We start from the raw sequence: 20,882 nt of genomic DNA, 5'->3' as shown, positions 1-20,882 counted from the left end.
AGGCTGACTTTTAATTGATACTAATTAAACCTTTCTTTATATCGACCATAACATCCATTGCTTTAACAATTCAGAACCCGTTTCACATTAAGAAAAAAGAGACAGACCATTTTTGTTTATACATCAGATCAAATTGGTATCAAGGGATGGATCTGACATAATAGCCCATTCCTTTATTTTGACAGCAGTGTTATGAGCCAAGATAACGAATTCAATACATTAAAAAGTCGCTTTCGCGGCTACTTTCCCGTCGTCATTGATGTAGAAACCGCGGGATTTAACGCTAAAACAGATGCATTACTTGAAATCTGCGCCGTTACATTACAAATGGATGAAGATGGGTGGCTAAAGCCAGCAACAACCATCCACTTCCATGTATCTCCTTTTGAAGGCGCGATTTTACATAAAGAAGCGTTGGATTTTAATGGGATCCGTGATCCTTTTAGTCCATTACGTGGTGCAGTATCTGAAGAGCACGCTTTAAAAGAAATCTATAAGCAGATCCGTAAAGAACAAAAAGCCTCTGATTGTTCTCGCGCCATTATGGTTGCGCACAATGCAACGTTTGATCACAGCTTTGTTATGGCGGCATCTGAGCGTGCAAAATTAAAGCGTAATCCTTTCCACCCGTTTGCAACGTTTGATACCGCCGCATTAAGTGGGCTTGCATTTGGTCAAACGGTATTAGCGAAAGCATGTCAAACAGCAAATATCCCATTTGACAATCGTGAAGCACATTCTGCGCTGTATGATACAGAACGTACCGCTGAGCTATTTTGTGAAATAGTTAACAAATGGAAAAAGTTAGGTGGCTGGCCTTTAATGGCACCTCAAACAGAAGACATGGATAGCAACTAAATCTATCGCCCATCTAAACCGCAACATTCTTCTCTAAGCTCATATTTTTATGAGCTTTTTTTTTATGCTTTTTTTATTTATAGATTTTTAAATTAAACGTTTTAAACGCTCAATTTAAAAATATGTTAAATACATGAAATTAGCATTAATTTTCACGTAACATTTAGTTAACATAAATGAAATCCGGTCTTATACTCACTCTTGTACTTAATCTTTGTTTTTCCTTTCAGGGACGAATAAGAAGCTAAATAACAACATATAGAGAGGCAGTATAATGTCCGTAAAAAAACGTTATCTCACCATTGCCGTAACCACTGCATTATTTTCATCGCAGGCTTACTCGGCTGGTTTCCAAGTTTCAGAACAATCTGCAACGGGTTTAGGGCGTGCATTTGCAGGTGAAGCTGCTATTGCTGATAACCCTGGTGTTCTTGCACGTAACCCTGCAAGCATGACAAAGTTCGATAAAATGGCTATTTCTGCACAAGGAAGTCTTGTTTTACCTAATATTGATGTCACTGCACATGATGCCCCAGTAGGTGAACAAACAGCCGAAGATGTCGCACCTCTGGCATTTGTACCTTCAACTTACTTTGTTCAACCACTGAATGATCGTTTGTCTTGGGGGATGTCTTTATTCTCTAATTACGGGGTTACAACCGATTACCCTGATGATTTTTATGACGGCACATCCGCAGGTAAAACCTCACTGCTCACCATAAACTTAAACCCAAGTGTTGCCTATAAACTCAATGACCAATGGAGTATCGGTGTTGGTGTTAGTGCTGTTTATGCACATGCTGAGCTTTACCGCCATTACGGTAAGAATGCACTACCGTTTTATCCTGCAATAAAACCCAGCGACAAAACCATTAATATGGAAGGAGAGACATGGGCATTTGGCTGGAATATAGGCACGCTATTTGAAATTGATGAGAATAACCGTTTTGGCTTAGCTTACCGTTCACAAGTTGACCTTGATTTTGACGGTGACTTTACTGATTACTCAGGACAAGTTCTCGGTGCCAATCGCCGTGGTTCAACCATCGACGCAAAACTTGCAGCCCCCCTCCCTGCTACCGCTGAGTTTTCAGGCTTTCACCAACTCAATAACCAATTCGCTTTGCACTACAGTATATTTTGGACCCAATGGAGTAAATTCACTGAGCTAAAAGCGACCAGCAGTGAATGTAACTTTGGGGGACAACTACCCGGTGTCTGTTTATTGAAAGAAGAAAAATATGACGATGCATTCCGCTGGGCTATTGGTAGTACATACAATCTTAATCCACAAATCACGTTACGTGCCGGCTTTGCTTACGATGAGCAAGGCGGTAAAGCAACATTGAGTATTCCAGATACTGACCGCTTCTGGTACTCAGCAGGAGCAAGCTATAAATACAGCGACCAATTGAGTTTTGATCTAGGCGTTAGTTATGTCTACGGCAAAGACGGCACATTTACTGAAGCAGGTGATAGCTTCACCGCAACCAGCGATGCTTTCATCGGTGCCGCGCAAGCTAATTACACTTTTTAACCCAAGACTGAACTAAGAATTGAAAGTAAGGAATACTATGAACAAGCATTTTTTATCGATCATTATAGCTGCTAGCTTGGGACTAACAGGATGTGGTGGCGACAGCAAAACAACGGGCGCCCCTACGATTGATCCCGATACTGCTGACAGCCTAAATGCAGAAACAAAAGTCAACTTTGATATTATCTCAAATCCAAGCTCGCCAGTTATTGTCACGCCGACCTATTTAGCGATGGATCAAGAAGACGGCACATTAAGTATTGAGAGTACCGCAACAGATCCAACAGATATCTCTAATCCTGTCGTTGCTATGGGTGCAACCGATGGTTGGAGTACCAGTCAACCGATTTTGGTAAACTTTACAGGTAATCCATTAAACCCAGACAGTGCGGCTGGAAGTTTCTATCTGATAAAATCAGGCGATCCTACTGACACCTCAGATAGTACAGCCCCTATAAAGCTGGTTGAAGGGCAAGATTATATTGTTCAAGCCTCTGGTGATACATTGACAGCAGTCTTACTTAAGCCCTTAAATCCTGCGAGCAATTATATGTTTGCAGTAACAAACTCACTGGAAGATGATCAAAACAACCCAGTTGGTACCAGCGGCTCTTACGCCACATTAAAATCAACGGCAACACCGCCATCTCCAGCCTTACTTCCCGCTCAAGCAGTGACCCAAGCAACCGAAGCTGCTTTTGCACAAGTAGGGGTTGATAAAGACAACATTATTTTCTCATCGTGGTTTACTACAGCCTCTGTTGGTGATGTGCTTTTTGCCGCTAAATCCGCAACAGCATTAGCGATAAATAGTAAACCGTCTGATATTTGGAAAGGCACAGCAATCGACAGCAGTCTTGATACAACGGTTTTAGATGCCTCTTTATTTAATATTGATCCACCTACCACTCCTGGTACTCCGACACCATTAGGTAAAGGGGAAGTATTCACAGGTACGATTCACTTACCTTACTTCTTAAGCAACGATCCAAATAAATTCTTAACTACACCTTGGCAAAGTGGCCTGCCTAGCATTGCAAGAATTCAATATATTCTAACCAATGGTACAGATGCTGAAAAACTTGCCGTTCAAACCAAAATTACAGAGCTCAACATCGATCCAACCGACTTTGCAAATGTCGCCACCGATCCTGCGGCACAGCAACGTGTATTAGCAGCACTACTCGGCTCAGAAATCATACTGCCAGATGGTAAACAGTTAGATGAAGCAAGACTGATCACCCGTTACAGCCCAGTGCCTAAACTGCGCTCGATTGCCTCAATCGAGTACACTTTAGTATTACCGTCAGATAGTACAAACTGTCCTTCAAACAGCGTTACCATTTACCAACATGGAGTAACAAGTAGTAAAGATACCCTAACTCAATCAGCACTTGCTGACACTATCATAGGTGATCAATGCCGTGCGATCTTTGCGATTAACCTTCCATTGCATGGTGATCGAGATATCGGTGGCGTGACCGCAGCGGACAATCCATCTATTTATTTAAACCTTGGTGCACTAACGGTTGCCCGTGATAATTTACGTCAAAGTACGATTGATGTGATCAATCTAAAAGCATCAATAACCCGATTATTTAGTCAATTTTCATCACTTACACCTGAGCAATTTGCAGCACTTGGCCCATTAGCAAGATTAAAACCGACAGCTAGTGTTAATTTTGTTGGTCATTCATTAGGCGCAATGACTGGGATTAATGTGGCAAATGTGACCAATCGTCCAACTGGCAACGACGCCGCTGATCAGCTCTTCGCGATTGATCAATTTGCCCTTGCAAATCCTGGCGCTGAGATCCCTTACTTACTCTTAAATTCAGGAAGTTTTGGCAATCTCATCAAAGGGAATATTTTAGCCAGTGCTAATGCTGACTTTAAAAACCAATGTGGTGATGCGCCGATACCACTTTGTTATCAAGGTTATGAAGCGGGATTAATTAGTGATGGTAGTGAAACCTCATTAGCAACGCTAAGCACAATTTATGACTCATTTACACAGTTTGCTTATGCCGCACAAACAGTGCTGGATAGTGTCGATCCTATTAACCATTCGTTATTAGTGCCAAGCACGGCTTCTGTTTACCTAACCCAAGTACAAAATGATCAAACGATCCCTAATCTCACACCACCTGGCACAACAGTAACGGGCACAGAAATTCCTGTTCCTTATTCACCGTTTACAGGCACTACGCCTCTGCTAAAAACGATGCAATTGGCACCAACAACCGCATCGATTAATGGCACACTAGTGAAGAATGCGGTGTTATTTAACGCAGGAAGTCATTCATCATTACTCGATCAATCATCGGATACTGCTGTAACAACTGAAATGCAATCAGAAATGCATTCATTTATTAATGGTGATGGCAAAACATTAACTATCACAGATACGTCTGTTTTAAGTTCACAACCTTAACTTATACACCTACCAAAAATCACCAAAGGCTAGCATTCTGCTAGCCTTTTTATTGCCTGATAATCCATTCTAGAACCTCCTTTTAAGTGATTTAAAATCATACAACCTCAATAAAATGTGCAGCAAAACACATTTTGTCCTCGACATGTGCAAAAAATTAAGCAAACTGATAAAAACGGTGTTATTTCACCCCTCTATTTCTGTGATTATGTGCTCACTTTGAAACAGTCAAACTCGTGTAGTTCACAATTACCCAATAAAACGGATGGATCAAAGCTTTATGAACCCTGTAGTTATAGCGGTATGTATCATGCTGATACTCGCATTAATGCGAGTGAATGTGGTGGTCGCGCTAACCTTTAGTGCCATTGTTGGCGGCCTTATTGGTGGAATGTCTCTCACTGATGCGGTATCAGCCTTTGAAGGTGGTCTTGGTGGCGGTGCAACCACAGCGCTAAGTTATGCCATGCTCGGTACGTTTGCCGTTGCAATCTCACGCTCTGGTATTACTGATATCTTAGCACAAAAAGTGATCAAGAAAATCAGTGGGCATGATAACGCCGCGGCTGCAACAGGCGTCAAATACAGCGTTCTTATCATTCTAGTCTTACTTGCCATTTCTTCTCAGAACGTTATTCCGGTTCATATTGCTTTCATCCCAATTGTTATTCCGCCACTACTGCATGTCTTTGCCAAACTGAAGCTAGATCGTCGTCTAATTGCTTGTGTACTGACATTTGGTCTAGTTACGCCATACATGGTGCTGCCAGTTGGCTTCGGCGGTATTTTCTTAAATAACATCTTATTAAAAAACCTACACGATAACGGTTTAGATGTCGTAGCAAGTCAAGTACCTGTCGCAATGATCCTACCTGCATGTGGCATGCTATTTGGTTTACTTCTTGCAACCTTTGTCAGCTACCGTAAACCTCGCGAATATTCTGTTGAGAAAATTCTTGCCAGTGAGCCCGAGAAAAAAGAAATCGACATGCGTCATGTCTATGTCGCAGTTGCCGCTATTTTTGCTGCACTGGGCGCACAATTATACAGTGGCTCGATGATCATCGGTGGCCTTGTTGGCTTTATGGTGTTTACTTTCACGGGCGTCATTAAGTGGAAAGAAACCCATGATGTGTTTACCAAAGGTGTTCATATGATGGCGATGATCGGCTTTATTATGATTGCAGCAGCAGGGTTTGCAGCCGTCATGAAAGCAACTGGCGGGGTTGAAACCTTAGTGAATTCTCTTGAAGCTGTGATTGGTAATAACAAACCTCTTGCTTCACTGCTAATGCTGGTTGTGGGCTTATTAGTCACCATGGGGATCGGTTCTTCGTTCTCCACCATTCCAATTCTAGCCACAATTTACGTACCGCTTTGTCTATCTTTTGGTTTCTCACCAATGGCAACCATTGCGATAGTAGGTACTGCAGCGGCATTAGGTGATGCGGGCTCTCCAGCATCAGATTCAACCTTAGGTCCAACATCAGGTTTGAATGCGGATGGTCAGCACGATCATATTTGGGATTCGGTTGTACCAACATTCATCCACTATAACTTGCCATTAATTGGGTTTGGTTGGTTAGCATCTATGGTGCTATAAGCCTTTCCTTAGCGACAAAAAAACCGCCGAATTTGGCGGTTTTTTTATTGCCTAAAAGTGAAAGACTTCAAAGTCATATCACCTTAAAACAATTGACGTTACAGAAGAATTACTCTGCTGAAGCTGCGTCGCGACGTGCTGCTGCTTCTTTAATTAGTGGCTGAAGCTCACCTTTTTGGAACATCTCAAGAATGATGTCACAACCACCGATCAACTCACCTTCAATCCATAATTGTGGGAATGTTGGCCACTGTGCGTAAATTGGAAGTTCTGCACGGATATCTGGATTTTGCAGAATATCAACGTATGCAAACTTTTCGCCACAGCCCATTAGCGCTTGAGACGCTTGAGATGAGAAACCACAGCTTGGTAGCTTAGGTGAACCTTTCATGTAAAGTAGAATTGGGTTTTCAGCGATCTGCTGCTTGATCTTGTCGATAGTTTCCATAGCTTCCTCGTACAACTTTAATAGTAATTACTTAAACCCTACCATTCTACTTGGTTATCGTCACCAATAAAAATACTTTCCCGCACCTAACCGACGGCTTTTAATCCAATCTTTAATCAGAGCATCATTTAACCTTTATAATTAAAAGGTTATTGACGATTCCTCTAACGAGGTATAGGGTATTTTTTTTATAGCCAAGTCTTTTAATAAAGAAAAAACTTGCTAAAATAAAACGGTCAGATTCAAAAAATAAATTAAGTAAGCCTCGATGCTTACTGGAAGCAATAATGTCGTGGCAAACGCCACCAAACCAATATGGAGAATTGAGCAATGGCATTTGAATTACCAGCTCTACCTTTCGCAATGAACGCTCTTGAGCCACACATTTCTCAAGAAACTCTAGAGTACCACTACGGTAAGCACCACAACACTTACGTTGTTAAGCTTAACGGCCTTGTTGAAGGTACAGAGCTTGCTGAAAAGTCACTTGAAGACATCATTAAAACTTCAACTGGCGGTGTATTTAACAATGCGGCTCAAGTTTGGAACCACACGTTCTACTGGAACTGTTTAGCGCCTAACGCTGGCGGCGAACCGACAGGTGAAGTAGCAGCAGCAATCGAAAAAGCATTCGGTTCTTTCGCTGAGTTCAAAGCTAAATTCACAGATTCAGCAATCAACAACTTCGGTTCTTCTTGGACTTGGTTAGTGAAGAACGCTGACGGCTCTCTAGCTATCGTTAACACTTCTAACGCTGGTTGCCCAATCACAGAAGAAGGCGTAACACCGCTACTAACTGTTGATCTATGGGAACACGCTTACTACATCGACTACCGCAACCTACGTCCAAGCTACATGGATGGTTTCTGGTCACTAGTAAACTGGGATTTCGTTGCTAAAAACCTAGCAGCATAATTGCTCATAAAATAAGCGCAAACCCAAAATTAAAGCCGTAAATAGAAGCATCTATTTACGGCTTTTTTGTATCTGAATTCCTATCAGCTAAATTAGAAATATAACCGACATCCAAATAGATATGCACCAAGATGCAATAATAAGCTAACCATTTACTGACAATTCATATGGCTATTTAATATAAATTAACTAAGATTGACACCCTTATCCTGAAATAAGAGAGTTATACGACGTGCACTACAAAAAGTTATCCCCACTCCTATTTACCCTTATGGCTTTAACAATATCGAACTTTGCTCACGCAAAAGATGACGAGAAACAACAAGCAGTTCCTGTTACTGTCGAGCCTATCTCTACCAAAGAGTTTGTCGCTACATTAAATGAAGTAGGTAAAATCAATGCGATTGATTTTGCTGAACTCACATTCAGTACTCCCGGTAAACTTGTTGCCATAAACTTTAAAGATGGTGATGTGGTTAAAAAAGGTCAACTAATCGCAAAACTAGATAGTAGTAAAGCAAAAGCTGATTTAGATAAAGCGGCAAGTTCTTTAACTACAGCAAGAAACAAAGTAAAACGTGTTGCTGAGTTAAATAGAAAACAACCTGGCGCATTATCTAAGCAAGATTTTGAAGAGCTTCAAGATGCCGCGAACCTTGCAGCGGCCGATTACCGCCAGCAACAAGCCATTTTGAAAGATTATGCCATTACCGCTCCTTTTGATGGTGAACTGACCAACTTCACTAAATCAGCAGGAAGTATGATTGATGCAACAACACCTCTGGTAAGTATTTATAACCTCAACCCTGTTGAAGTCTCCTACACCATTAGCCAAAACGATCTTGGTAAAGCAGTAAAAGGCCAGCCCATCACTGTGACTGTTGAAGCATACAAGGATATGATATTTAACGGTATTGTTGATTACGTCGCACCAGCCGTTAATAAAAACACGGGGCGTGTGGCTATTCATGCTCGTATCGAAAACCCAGATCATATTCTAGCACCCGGTATGTTTGCTCAAGTGAGCCAAATGGTTAATGGTCGAACTAATCGAATTGTCGCGCCACAAAACGCGATTCTTGCTCATAATGAAGATCGTTACGTATGGGTCGTTGATAAAAATAATGTTGCTACTAAGCGTTACCTAACTTTAGGTAACAACCTTAATAATGGCTATGTAATTGTTGAAAAAGGCTTAAAGGTAGATGACATTGTTGTTGTCACTGGCCATCAAAAAATCGATGATGAAACTTTAGTAAATATCATCAAGACTCAAGCATCAACAGCTGATGCACCTGCACAAGAGCAAAAAAAGAAAACAACCGATCCAGCAAAAGCAGGACAGGAAAAAACTAAATCAGTGAAGGAGCAGAGCAATGAGACTACCTGAAGTCTGTATTAAACATCCTGTTTTTGCTTCAGTGTTAAGTATTGCAATTATTCTTATTGGTTTGTTTTCTTTCCAAAAACTTGCAATTCAATATTTCCCTGATCACAACACGCCTAAAGCAACGGTTACCGCCAGTATTGATGGCGCTAGCGCAGACTTCATGTCACGAAATGTCGCAACACATTTAATTAATGCCGCAACAGGGTTAGAAAGCGTCGATATTATGACGACTGACTGTACCCAAGGTAAATGTACATTAAATGTAAAATTTAGCGATGGTATTACTGATGTTGAATATGCGAACTTAATGAATAAGTTACGTAGTAGCATTGAAGCTATCGTTGATTTTCCACCAAGTATGGTTGATAAACCGACGGTTACCGATGATTCCGGTGATAAGGGCTCAGCTAGTAACATTATTACCTTTATCAATAAAGGGAAGATGAGTTCGCAAGAGATGTACGACTTCATTGGCCAGCAAATCAAACCACAGTTTAGACATATTCAAGGTGTTGGTGGGGTATATGGACCGTATGGTGGTGCAGCAAAAGCTGTCCGTGTTTGGCTGAACCCAAACCGTATGATGGCACTCAATGTTAAGCCCGCTGATATTGTAATAACACTCAGTGCATACAGTTCATCATTCACAGTTGGTCAGATCGTTGGTGAAGCGCGTAATTTCCAAATTAACCCAGTGACTCAAGTAACCAGTGTTAAAGATGTACAAGATCTCGTTATCCGCGTCGATGATGGCAACATCATTCGCATCAAAGATGTGGCTGATGTCAAAATGGGTGAAAATAGCCTGACACCAAGCAAACTTAAAGTGAATGGTGAAACTGCAATGTCACTGCAGGTGCTACCACTGAAAAGTGAGAACCCGGTTGATGTAGCTGCTCGTGTAAAAGCTGAAATCACCAAGATGCAGCAACACTTGCCAGATGGCTTAGAAATGAAGATGGTCTATAACCAAGCCGATTTCATTCAAGAATCTATCGACCAAGGCTTCCATACCCTCTTTGAAGCTATCGTTTTAGTATCCGTAATTGTGGTACTTTTCCTTGGTTCACTGCGTATTGCATCAATCCCAATTATCACTATCCCTGTATGTATTATTGGTGTTTTTGCAGTAATGTCATTTCTTGGTTTCAGCATTAACGTGCTGACTATTTTAGCCATTATTCTTGCGATCGGCCTTGTGGTTGATGATGCTATCGTGGTGGTTGAAAATTGTTATCGCTATATAGAAGAAGGTGAAACACCGCTTAATGCCGCCATTAAGGGCAGTAATGAAATTATCTTCCCAGTAATAGCAATGACAATGACCCTTGCAGCGGTTTACCTGCCTATTGGTTTAATGTCAGGTATGACAGCTGATCTGTTCCGCCAATTTGCTTTTACTCTTGCAGCATCAGTGATCATCTCAGGTATGGTTGCATTAACACTGTCACCGATGATGTGTGCGTATTTAATTAAACCGGTAGCACAACAACCTAAATGGTTTGCTGCAATTGATAAGCAGATTCACAAACTATCACTAGGTTACACGAAACAATTATCTAAATGGTTTGATCGTAAAGCATTGATGGGGGGTATTGCACTGGCACTTATCGCACTTTCGGGTGTTGCGGTATGGTCGATGCCACAAGTATTGTTGCCAATAGAAGATACTGGCTTTATTGATGGTAGTTCAGAAGCACCGACCGGTGTCGGTCGTCGTTATCATATTAAGCATAACTCTGAGCTAAATACGGTTATGGAAGATAACAAAGATATTGCTGCGAATTTATCTTATATCGAAGCAACACCATCCAATCATATTTTACTCGAACCTTGGGGCAAACGTACTAAACCGGCAGATGAGATCGTAGCTGAGTTAACTGAAAAAGCAGCAAGTACTCTGTCTGCATACAGTATGTCATTTAGTGTGCGCTCTGCTGATGGTCTAAATGCAGCAACCAATTTGAAACTGCAGCTTAAAACCGTTAATCGAGATAATACAAAGCTCAATGATACGGCTAACCGTATCGTTAAAAAGTTAAGTGAGTATAAAGGCTTAACTCGTGTTAAAAGCTCATTACTTCGAGATCAACTGCGATATGACTTACGCATTGACCGTAACGCAATCATCTTGTCAGGCGTGGCTTATACTGACGTAACCAATGCACTATCGACCTTCCTTGGCTCATTGAAAGCGGCAAACTTACAGGCTGATGACGGCTATACCTACCCTATTCGCGTTCAAGTAAACCGTAAAGATCTGGGTAACTTTGATATTATCGATAAGCTTTATGTAGCGTCAGAATCGGGACAAAATATCCCTTTGTCTGAATTCGTTTCAATTAAAGCAGTAACATCTGAGTCCAGTTTTAAAACTTATATGGGACAAAATAGTGCTGAGATCACAGCGACATTAATGCCAGGTTATACTGCGAGTGATGTCCGTAATTACATTGATGAAAATGTACCTGAGCTACTTGATGACTCACAGAGCTATGCCTACGACGGTGTGGTTAAAGAATTAATGGACTCACAAGATGGTACACAAACGTTATTCTTAATGGCGCTCATTTTCATCTATCTGATCTTAGCTGCGCAATTTGAAAGTTTCGTTGATCCACTGATCATCCTTCTTACCGTTCCTTTGTGTATTGTAGGCGCTGTTTTGACCCTCTGGGTCTTTGGTCAAAGCCTCAATATTTACTCACAAATAGGCTTATTAACCTTAGTCGGATTGGTCACTAAACATGGGATCTTGCTGGTTGAATTTGCCAATGAGCAACGTAAGCATGGTAAAACTGCCATTGAGGCGGCAATCCATAGTGCTCGCTCACGTTTACGTCCAATTTTAATGACATCATTAACCATGATTTTAGGTGCTCTACCCCTGGCATTTGCATCAGGTCCTGGCTCATTAGGTCGCGTAAATATTGGTTTGGTCTTAGTGGGAGGATTAACCGCCGGCACATTTTTCTCACTATTTCTTGTTCCAGTTGCTTATGTCGGGATGAGTAGATTAAGAGAAAAAGACGTACTAAAAACCATCTTAAGTGGCCGTGGTTTCCGTCAACGAAAATAACACTAAATCAACGTTGCTATAAGTAAAAACGCCTGCATCACTGCAGGCGTTTTTTTATTTTCAACTAACGAATATTATGCTTTTTCAGAAAGGATAATACGCAGTGTACGACGAAGTGGCTCAGCAGCACCCCATAGTAGCTGATCACCAACAGTAAAGGCGTTCAGGTAATCATCACCCATCGCAAGTTTACGAAGACGACCAACCGGTACCGATAGTGTACCCGTTACTTTAGCAGGGCTTAACTCTTGCACTGTTACATCACGATCATTCGGGATAACTTTTACCCAATCATTATGTGATGCAATCATTTCTTCGATTTCATCTAGCGGTACATTTTTCTTCAGCTTTAATGTTAGTGCTTGGCTGTGACAGCGCATCGCACCAATACGTACACAAGTACCATCAATTGGGATTGGAGAATCCTCTAAACCAAGAATTTTGTTCGTTTCAACAGACGCTTTCCATTCTTCTTTGCTTTGACCATTTTCACGCTTCACATCGATCCAAGGGATCAAAGAACCGGCTAATGGCACACCAAACTCTTGTGATGGGAAATCGCTTGAACGTAAGGTATCTGCCACTTTACGGTCAATATCAAGAATCGATGTTGATGGATTCGCGAGCTCGCTTGTCACTGAATCGTTAATCACACCCATTTGGCTGATCAACTCACGCATGTTCTTAGCACCCGCACCAGAAGCTGCTTGATATGTTTGTGACGTCATCCACTCAACAAGTCCTGCCTTATATAGGCCACCGACAGCCATCAGCATTAAGCTAACTGTACAGTTACCACCAACATACGTATTGGTACCATTGTGAATACCTTGCTGAATTTGATCAAAGTTAACAGGATCAAGTGTAATAATTGATTCTGGCTTCATACGTAATGTTGATGCCGCATCAATCCAGTAACCTTTCCAGCCTGCTTGACGTAACGCTGGGTACACTTTTTCAGTGTAGCCACCACCTTGACAGGTAATAATGGCATCAAGTTTTTTTAAGCTTTCTAAATCAAAGGCATCTTGCAGCATGCCTGCATCTTTACCTAAATTAGGCGCTGGAATACCAATCTGAGAGGTTGAATAGAATACAGGGTCAATTAGTTTAAAATCACCCTCTTCGACCATACGTTGCATCAGTACAGAACCGACCATACCACGCCAACCAACTAAACCTACTTTCATCATTTGCTACTACACTCCCTGTCGTAATTTAACGGCTGCTGTTTCCATCTATAGAGATTTAAAGGCTTAAAAACAAGCATAATTTTAATATCCACTTCAAAATACTATCGCAAAAAAGAGTAACAATCTTTGTTAATTTATCGATATTTGAATTTCTTATTACTGGTATTAGTTATTTTTATAAGTTCAAAAATGCAACAGCAAAGAAGAATAAAACAGCAAAAAGGCTTAAAAACTAGTACTTAATGTATGTTTTTAACTCTAAATATGAAATTAAACATTCAAGACCATATAATTCAATTAAATACATATCTTTGAAAACCCCCAGCTATCCTGATAATCTCTCTAACCTAACTTTATTGGATATATTATTTATAAACTGAATGTATTTTGGTTTTTTAAACTAATTTAAACATTATCTTTATGTTTTGAAATAAATAACCAGAATAATAAAACCAATATACAAACACAAAATAAAAACCATTATTTAACAAAATAAACACAAAAAAAGCAGCACTTTTGCTCATCTTTTAAAGCAAAAGACTCAGGTCACATATAGAAACATTATTTATCGCGGTTTTAAGGCTAGCTGCTACAGTAGCCGAAGTTTGTTACAAGCTGTGATGCATGTGATTTATTAACCAGTATAGAAATATTCATTACTGACTTTGGGCTAGCAGCTCATTTACAGGTACGATAAACAAGGTTAGAAGTATGGAAAAACAGACTGTCGTGAAACTACCCTCGTTGATGCAAGTTCTTGTTGCTCTCGGTATTTTCCTTGCACTAGCATTCTCATTTACCGCTAAGTTAAATTTACCTATTCAACTAGCACTCTACATCGGCTGGTTCATTATCATTGGGTTAGGTATAAAACTAGGCCATGATTACAAATCATTAGAAAAAGCCGCCACAAAAGGTATTGCTAATGGTCTCGGTGCCGTATTAATTCTGCTTGCGGTTGGTGCGCTTGTGGGTACTTGGATTGCAGGTGGTATTGTTCCAACCATTATTTACTACGGTCTAAAAGCCATCCACCCATCCATTTTCTTGTTAGCAACAATGATCATTTGTTCATTAACAGCGTTAGCAACCGGTACTTCTTGGGGTGCAGCAGGTACGGCAGGTATCGCTATGATGGGGATTGGCCAAGGTTTAGGTATTCCCGCTCCTATGACTGCTGGTGCTGTTCTTTCTGGCTGTTACTTCGGCGATAAAATGTCACCACTATCAGATTCTGTGATCTTGGCATCTTCTATGTCTAACGTTGAAATCATGGAACATATCAAAGGTATGCTGCCTATCTCACTGATCAGTTACGTGATCACGGCCATTCTATTTACTGTTGTGGGTTACCACTACTCAGGCAATGTAGATATGACGCAAGTTGATTCAGTGATTCAAGCAATGGATAAGCAATTTGTTATCTCACCATTGTCTTTTATTCCTGTGGCTATTGTCTTGGTGTTACTGGCTTTACGCTTACCATCATTCCCTGTTATTACACTAGGTTCTCTATTGGGTATTATTTGGGCAGTGATGATCCAAGGTATGGATCCTTTAGTTGCCTTTAATACTGCATGGGCACCATTTTCTATTAGCTCTGGTGTTGAGTTTATTGATGCGATCCTAAACCGTGGTGGTATGTCGTCAATGCTTGGCTCAGTCGCCGTGATCATCTTCGGTCTTGGTTTTGGTGGTCTATTAGATAAGGTCGGTGTACTGCAAACTATTGCCCGTCTTTTTGAAAAACGCGTAAATTCCGCAGGTAGCCTATCCGTTTCCACTATTGCTACTGCTTTTCTAGGTAACGTATTTGGTTCTGCGATGTATGTTTCGCTGATCCTTACACCTAAAATTTGTGCAAAAAATTACGACCGTCTAGGCTACCAACGTAAGAACCTTTCTCGTAACGCTGAGTTTGGTGGTACGTTGACCTCAGGTATGGTGCCGTGGAGTGATAACGGTATTTATATGGCAAGCATTTTAGGTGTTGCTACGTTCTCATACGCACCATTTATGTGGTTAAGTTTCGTTTGTATTATCGTAACCATTGTCTGTTCATTCATGGGGTGGTTTGTGGATCGCTGTCCACCAGCATCAGAAGCCCAATTAGCACAAGATGATGAAGAAGAAGCACTTGCTGTTAAACAGTTAACTTCATAATATTTATTAAGCATAAAGAATAAGCCCCATTATATTAGCCAATATAATGGGGCTTATTTGTTTCTATACCTATTACTCATTTCGTCGTTCAACCCTTCCTTCCGTTACAAAAAAATCAATAATAACCTCGAGTTCCTCCCGCTGCGTGTAGTCATTGTCTTTATTCACTAAAACCGTGCATAAACAGGTACATACTCATACCTTTTCCTTAATAGCGCATCGTGACGTAACGGATTTAGATCTTGTCATTATGGCGCCTGCTATCTACCTCATGGGTTCACAAGTTCAATACATGGGACGTATCATGGGGCCTATTGGTACTGAAGGTCGTTATATCCCAGTTATGATTGCAATTTCGGTGCTAAATGCCTTCGCTGCTATGTTTGTGATGAATATCTTAGTGTGAATATTTAACTTGCCGTGGGCCCTTTCACGGCAAGCCTTTTCATAGCATGAACTTTTCATAATAGCGCTGCATATTTGCTTTTATTCTTCACCTTTTGATCATTACACAGCCCTTATTTGGAGCTTTATATGTCTTTTTCTCTTGATGCTTACTTAGAAGAACTTCGTCCTTTAATCAATATTGACTGCGGTACGCTAACCGTTGACGGTATTAATGCTATTGCTGAGACCATGGCAACAAAATACCAAGATCTGGGATGGCACATTAAACGTGTCGATTGTGGTATTGCAGGAACTGGCCTAGAAATTCGTAACAAACCTGAAGCCGGCCATATTGATGCCATGCTGATCGGCCATATGGATACCGTATTTCCTGTTGGTACAGCAGCTGCTCGCCCAATGACAACCGATGAAACAAAAGCTTATGGCCCCGGGGTTTCTGATATGAAATCAGGGTTATTAAATATTGTTTACGCACTACGTGGTTTAGATCAGCAGATCTTAGATAAACTTTCTATCTGTGTATGCATGAACCCAGATGAAGAAATTGGCTCATTACATTCTGAAGCATGGCTTAAAAGTGTCGCCGTTAATGCAAAGCATGTTTTCGTCGCTGAGGCGGCTCGCGCTGACGGCTCTTTAGTTAAAGCCCGTAAAGGTATGGCACGCTATCGCTTAAGCTTCCATGGTAAAGCAGCACATGCAGGAAATGAACCTGAAAATGGCCGTAGTGCAATCAGTGAGATGGCACACTGGATCATTGCGATCAATGAGCTAACCAATTTCGTTTCTGGTACTACTTTTAATGTGGGTGTAGTTAAAGGGGGAGCTGGTGCCAATATTGTGGCTGATTTTGCTGAAGCGATTGTTGATGTACGTTTCTGGGACAACGATGAGTATGCAGCCGCAGATCAGAAAATTCGTGCACTGTGTGATACTCCTTTTACTCCGAACATCACAGTTATTGTTGAGCGTGAAGCGCATAAACCATCGATGGTGCCAAGCCCACAAACAGAGCGATTAATGGCACAAGTTGAAGCGATCGGTAAAGACTTGGGTATTGATATTACATGGCAAGCCGTCGGTGGTGGATCTGATGCAAACCTAACTGCAGTGTTAGGTGTTCCAACATTAGATGGTCTAGGTCCTATTGGTGCAGGTTTCCACAGTGCTGATGAATGGCTAGATCTCACTTCGATTGAGCCGCGTATCCGTTTATTACAACGTATTTTAGAAAAGTTAGCAGCGTAAAAACAACAAAAGGCTGCATCAATGCAGCCTTTTGTTCTCTTTGGATGTAGCTAACTCCACCCGTAGAGAACAACACAACCCGTTCAAGTTTTCTTTGCTAAACCACTCCTGATTTAGCCCGTTTTTGTGAATATCTCGGCCTTTCCTGCTGATATCTGGGCACTATGTAAATTGTCTAATTTAAATTGTATAGCCCTAATTGGATGACGCCATAAGTAACGTGGAAATGTCCAACGTAACACATGGATCATTTGTAATCGTTTGGCAGATTGGTAGCAATGCCCAATACAATGCGAACAACTTGGCTTATCATCACCTAGTCGACAACCTGTTACGCGCTCCTCAACATACTCGATAAGACTTTCACATTCAGGACAAATAATTGCCCCACGGTGCAACGTTTTACAATATAGGCGAATCATCGCTTTCACTGCGTTCAGTTCACGTTGCGATCGAACTGAATGATTGTTTTGAACTATCATAGTGGCGTTATTATCCACTGGGGCCATAAAGATCCAATGATAAAGATCAATTTTTTCAAGAAATCGTAAATTTATAAGCAAATATCGAAATACGAGCCAAAAAATTGATTAAAAGACATACTTTAATACATTGTTCAAAAAAAGAACTGAATGTGAAAATGACCTTCTACGCATTTTCATAAATACTTAAACTGGAGTTATACTCCAATTTTTATGTCTGTTGACGGAAAAGTACATAGCTTAAAGTAATACCTCTTAATCATTTATCACCTTTGTTGCTAATCAATATTGTTGAGGATTCTATGATTCCATTTTCTCTCGATTTAAAAACAATCAAAGCTGTTATTTTTGATTTAGATAACACCTTGGTTACTTCAAACATAAACTTTTCTCAGTTACGCAAACAACTAGGCTGTCCTCAAGATATCGATTTATTAAGTTATATTGAAACGCTTAACGCTGATCAAAAGATGCATGCCAATAATATTGTTTTTGAACATGAGCTTACTGATGCAGAAAGCTCTTTTCCCATGATTGGCTGCCATGAACTACTGATATATTTGCAAACAAATAAGATTAAAACAGCAATCATTACCAGAAACTGCTTGGCTGCAACCCACAGAAAACTCATTCAGAATCAAATCAGTGTTGAACGTGTAATTACCCGCGAATGTTTTCCACCGAAACCCAATCCAGCCTCTTTAGAATCATTAGCAAAGGATTGGGGACTGATGAGTAATGAAATACTTTACGTTGGTGATTATTTTTATGACTTGCAAGCAGCTTATAACGCTAGGATGCCGTCTTGCTTGGTCCATCATGGTAAGGCGTTAGCGTTTAGTGATGCAGCGTCATTAGCTTTAAATGAGCTAAGCGATTTACTTGTTCAATTTCAATCAGTAAAGAAGAACTAACAAGACCATCATAAAGATAGTCTTGTTAAATCAGTTATCATCATCAGCGACTTAGTGGGTGACAAATGTTGCCATTTGATGATTAAGTTCAGTAACTTGTTCTTTTACCTTAGAAGACGTTTCTGCTGCACTTTGACTATGATTGGATACCTGAATTACAGAATCAGTAATATCTGCCATGAGTACGGTAATTGAATTTGTTGCATGTGATTGCTGCTCTGCGGCTGCGGCAAGCTCTTCCATTTGACCATTTAATTGGCTAATTTTTTTTGTGGTCGAAAGTAACCGTGACACTGCTTTTTCAATATGTTCCGCGCCTTGATCGGCAAGAGATTGGCTACTATCAATTTCTTCAACCACAGCGTTTGTAGAGTGTCGAATCGCATTAATGATATCGTTAATCTCTGTCGTCGATTGGGTTGTTCTGGTTGCTAACATTCGAACTTCGTCTGCTACCACAGCAAAACCTCTGCCTTGATCTCCAGCTCTTGCAGCTTCAATAGCGGCATTAAGTGCGAGTAAATTCGTCTGCTCAGCTAAGCCTTCAATCACTTCCGTCACCCGGCCAATCGCTTCACTTTCTTTACTTAATCGCGTTACCTGAGTGCTCGCCGTAGCAATATTGTTGTGCAAGGTTTCCATTGTAATTTTATTTTGCTCAAGTGCATCACGCCCTAACTCAATTTCTCCTTTGGAATCTGACAACTTTTGTACCGATAACGTAACCTGTTCTAACGTATTGTCTGTGGCAGAAGCGATTTCTTCTAGTTGGTTTCCCATCTGCTCAATGCTCGCTTGTTGGTGCACCACATTCGATGATGTGACATGTGCAGAAGTCAGCAACTCTTCCATGCTTACATCAACTTGTTGAGCTTTATCAGTAACACCAGAAACAATTTCTGACAGTGAAGCATTCATTCTATTTATTGACTCAGTTAAAACGGCCAACTCATCATTCCCAACGACTTTAAGAGGAGGTTGAGATACATCACCAAAAGCAATCGTCTTTGCTCTCTCAGACAGTAATGAAATACGGCGACCAATGGTATTTCCCATATACTTTGAGATAGCAATTGCCGAACTAACAATTAATACAATGGCAATACACATAGTCGTTAGTACATTTTGAATTGATTGATTAATTCCTTGCCCGCTTTGATCTGCACGTTGTTGCTGTGCTTGCACTACCGTTTCTAAACTCAGCTCAAGGGCTACGGCTGAAGGTAACAGCTCATTTGCCATGAGTTGATTTGATTTATTCCATTCTGGTGAAAGGCGAAGTGCTATTACATTCTCCGCTAAAGGAAAGTAAAGTTGCTGCATCTCTTTAAAAAGCGCCCATAAGGATGCATGCTCTTCCGTTAATCGATCTAACTTTTTATCAATTTCAGCCACTGATTTTTTATGTGACTCAATGAGATCTCGATACTTATCTAAGTACTCTTGTTGTCCGTATAACAAAAAATCGCGAAGTGAAGCCAATGCATTTGCTAGTGATACATAACTGTCAGCATAAACCTTAAAGAGTCTTTTTCTCTCACCGCCAAACGGGTTACTGGACTCTTCATTAATCAAACTTTGGATCTGATCTAATGCGACCTCAGCAATAGGTGCCGCTTCATTAATGAAAAGGTTATGGGCGGGTAAATTTTCACGGCTATGGCTTAAAACAAGCAATTGATTCAATGATTTTTTAACAGATTGCCATTGTTCTTGAATGGTGTTGAACTTTTGTGCTGAAATCAACGTTTGAAGCGTTGGCAAAGACTCATCAATAGAAGCAATCGTCTTGTGAACATCCTTATTCAATTGTTGGCTATGCTGATCATCACCTCCCAATAACATATAAGCACGGATAGAAGATAGCGATGCTTGTACCGATTGCTGTATACCTCGGCTCGTATCGACGGTCGGTATATCAGAAGTCAGCAAAGAAGATGCATATTGTTCAACCGTCGATATATTGCGATAGGTAAATACCGAAGAAACAATAAAAAGCAATGCCAATAAGGCAAAGCTCAGTTGTAACTTCCTTGATATCGTAAGTTTCATCCATAAACTCCTGATAAAAATATTAATAAAATATAGCTAAATTTTACAAATTGTTAAATGAAACAATAAAAATAATTAACATTTATCCGAATTTAGAGATCTACTGCAAATTGCTTTTTTATAGAACGAGTTATATAAAAACAAAGCGCCATAATTTT

At 40.5% G+C, this 20,882-nt stretch carries 15 protein-coding genes; 11 read left to right on the top strand and 4 right to left on the bottom strand.

The features are described 5' to 3' along the window. The first annotated feature begins 192 nt into the window (after positions 1–192). From rnt to C9J40_RS04175, 4 genes are all read left to right on the top strand, one after another. Positions 193–858 carry a ribonuclease T gene (gene rnt, locus C9J40_RS04190; RefSeq protein WP_107245882.1) on the top strand — a complete coding sequence of 222 codons (666 nt, stop codon included), beginning with the start codon at positions 193–195 and terminating at the stop codon, positions 856–858. 274 nt (positions 859–1,132) lie between these two features. After that, positions 1,133–2,395, top strand: a complete 1,263-nt coding sequence (locus C9J40_RS04185; protein ID WP_107245880.1) for an outer membrane protein transport protein — start codon at positions 1,133–1,135, stop codon at positions 2,393–2,395. Positions 2,396–2,432: 37 nt separating this feature from the next. After that, entirely contained in the window at positions 2,433–4,829 is a 2,397-nt protein-coding gene (locus C9J40_RS04180; protein ID WP_107245878.1) for a VolA/Pla-1 family phospholipase, read from the top strand. Positions 4,830–5,109: 280 nt separating this feature from the next. Continuing rightward, entirely contained in the window at positions 5,110–6,432 is a 1,323-nt protein-coding gene (locus C9J40_RS04175; protein WP_107245877.1) for a Na+/H+ antiporter family protein, read from the top strand. Positions 6,433–6,541: 109 nt separating this feature from the next. Here C9J40_RS04175 and C9J40_RS04170 read toward each other — a convergent pair whose 3' ends face one another. Next, positions 6,542–6,880 carry a Grx4 family monothiol glutaredoxin gene (locus C9J40_RS04170; protein WP_107206138.1) on the bottom strand — a complete coding sequence of 113 codons (339 nt, stop codon included), beginning with the start codon at positions 6,878–6,880 and terminating at the stop codon, positions 6,542–6,544. A gap of 330 nt (positions 6,881–7,210) precedes the next feature. Between C9J40_RS04170 and sodB the strand changes: the two genes are divergently transcribed. The 3 genes from sodB (at position 7,211) to C9J40_RS04150 (ending at position 12,264) form a co-directional block, all read left to right on the top strand. Then, positions 7,211–7,795 carry a superoxide dismutase [Fe] gene (gene sodB, locus C9J40_RS04160; RefSeq protein ID WP_107206136.1) on the top strand — a complete coding sequence of 195 codons (585 nt, stop codon included), beginning with the start codon at positions 7,211–7,213 and terminating at the stop codon, positions 7,793–7,795. Between the two features lie 232 nt (positions 7,796–8,027). Beyond that, complete coding sequence (locus tag C9J40_RS04155; RefSeq protein WP_107206135.1) at positions 8,028–9,185, top strand: efflux RND transporter periplasmic adaptor subunit; 1,158 nt, start codon at positions 8,028–8,030, stop codon at positions 9,183–9,185. Further along, positions 9,172–12,264 (top strand): efflux RND transporter permease subunit, encoded by a 3,093-nt coding sequence (locus C9J40_RS04150; protein WP_107245873.1) that lies wholly within the window; start codon positions 9,172–9,174, stop codon positions 12,262–12,264. Before C9J40_RS04155 ends, C9J40_RS04150 begins: the two co-directional genes overlap by 14 nt. A 74-nt stretch (positions 12,265–12,338) precedes the next feature. Here C9J40_RS04150 and asd read toward each other — a convergent pair whose 3' ends face one another. Next, positions 12,339–13,454, bottom strand: a complete 1,116-nt coding sequence (asd, locus tag C9J40_RS04145; RefSeq protein ID WP_107246053.1) for an aspartate-semialdehyde dehydrogenase — start codon at positions 13,452–13,454, stop codon at positions 12,339–12,341. Positions 13,455–14,168: 714 nt separating this feature from the next. On the opposite strand from asd, the gene nhaC reads away from it, so the two are divergent. From nhaC to C9J40_RS04130, 3 genes are all read left to right on the top strand, one after another. Further along, on the top strand, positions 14,169–15,620 hold the full coding sequence (nhaC, locus tag C9J40_RS04140; RefSeq protein ID WP_107206133.1) for a Na+/H+ antiporter NhaC: 1,452 nt from the start codon (positions 14,169–14,171) through the stop codon (positions 15,618–15,620). Between the two features lie 154 nt (positions 15,621–15,774). Then, positions 15,775–16,026: a hypothetical protein gene (locus C9J40_RS04135; RefSeq protein WP_107245871.1), complete on the top strand. Its 252-nt coding sequence runs from the start codon at positions 15,775–15,777 to the stop codon at positions 16,024–16,026. A gap of 128 nt (positions 16,027–16,154) precedes the next feature. After that, entirely contained in the window at positions 16,155–17,276 is a 1,122-nt protein-coding gene (locus tag C9J40_RS04130) for a M20 family metallopeptidase (protein ID WP_107245870.1), read from the top strand. Between the two features lie 113 nt (positions 17,277–17,389). Here the strand turns inward: C9J40_RS04130 and C9J40_RS04125 are convergent, their stop codons facing one another. Next, complete coding sequence (locus C9J40_RS04125) at positions 17,390–17,785, bottom strand: nitrous oxide-stimulated promoter family protein (protein ID WP_233217614.1); 396 nt, start codon at positions 17,783–17,785, stop codon at positions 17,390–17,392. Between the two features lie 275 nt (positions 17,786–18,060). On the opposite strand from C9J40_RS04125, the gene C9J40_RS04120 reads away from it, so the two are divergent. Then, positions 18,061–18,672: an HAD family hydrolase gene (locus C9J40_RS04120; protein WP_107245868.1), complete on the top strand. Its 612-nt coding sequence runs from the start codon at positions 18,061–18,063 to the stop codon at positions 18,670–18,672. 51 nt (positions 18,673–18,723) lie between these two features. Here C9J40_RS04120 and C9J40_RS04115 read toward each other — a convergent pair whose 3' ends face one another. After that, complete coding sequence (locus tag C9J40_RS04115; RefSeq protein ID WP_107245867.1) at positions 18,724–20,724, bottom strand: methyl-accepting chemotaxis protein; 2,001 nt, start codon at positions 20,722–20,724, stop codon at positions 18,724–18,726. Positions 20,725–20,882 lie beyond the last annotated feature (158 nt).

Origin of the sequence: Photobacterium sp. GB-72 (genome assembly GCF_003026095.1) — a bacterium.
GTDB lineage: Bacteria > Pseudomonadota > Gammaproteobacteria > Enterobacterales > Vibrionaceae > Photobacterium.
This window is presented reverse-complemented; position numbering and strand designations above follow the sequence as displayed.

What these genes read in the sequence shown, in the direction of transcription:
- C9J40_RS04175 (WP_107245877.1), top strand. Translation starts at nt 5,110, where the DNA reads ATGAACCCTGTAGTTATAGCGGTATGTATCATGCTGATACTCGCATTA.
- C9J40_RS04185 (WP_107245880.1), top strand. Translation starts at nt 1,133, where the DNA reads ATGTCCGTAAAAAAACGTTATCTCACCATTGCCGTAACCACTGCATTA.
- C9J40_RS04150 (WP_107245873.1), top strand. Translation starts at nt 9,172, where the DNA reads ATGAGACTACCTGAAGTCTGTATTAAACATCCTGTTTTTGCTTCAGTG.
- sodB (WP_107206136.1), top strand. Translation starts at nt 7,211, where the DNA reads ATGGCATTTGAATTACCAGCTCTACCTTTCGCAATGAACGCTCTTGAG.
- C9J40_RS04130 (WP_107245870.1), top strand. Translation starts at nt 16,155, where the DNA reads ATGTCTTTTTCTCTTGATGCTTACTTAGAAGAACTTCGTCCTTTAATC.
- nhaC (WP_107206133.1), top strand. Translation starts at nt 14,169, where the DNA reads ATGGAAAAACAGACTGTCGTGAAACTACCCTCGTTGATGCAAGTTCTT.
- C9J40_RS04120 (WP_107245868.1), top strand. Translation starts at nt 18,061, where the DNA reads ATGATTCCATTTTCTCTCGATTTAAAAACAATCAAAGCTGTTATTTTT.
- asd (WP_107246053.1), bottom strand. Translation starts at nt 13,454, where the DNA reads ATGAAAGTAGGTTTAGTTGGTTGGCGTGGTATGGTCGGTTCTGTACTG.
- rnt (WP_107245882.1), top strand. Translation starts at nt 193, where the DNA reads ATGAGCCAAGATAACGAATTCAATACATTAAAAAGTCGCTTTCGCGGC.
- C9J40_RS04115 (WP_107245867.1), bottom strand. Translation starts at nt 20,724, where the DNA reads ATGAAACTTACGATATCAAGGAAGTTACAACTGAGCTTTGCCTTATTG.
- C9J40_RS04170 (WP_107206138.1), bottom strand. Translation starts at nt 6,880, where the DNA reads ATGGAAACTATCGACAAGATCAAGCAGCAGATCGCTGAAAACCCAATT.
- C9J40_RS04125 (WP_233217614.1), bottom strand. Translation starts at nt 17,785, where the DNA reads ATGGCCCCAGTGGATAATAACGCCACTATGATAGTTCAAAACAATCAT.
- C9J40_RS04180 (WP_107245878.1), top strand. Translation starts at nt 2,433, where the DNA reads ATGAACAAGCATTTTTTATCGATCATTATAGCTGCTAGCTTGGGACTA.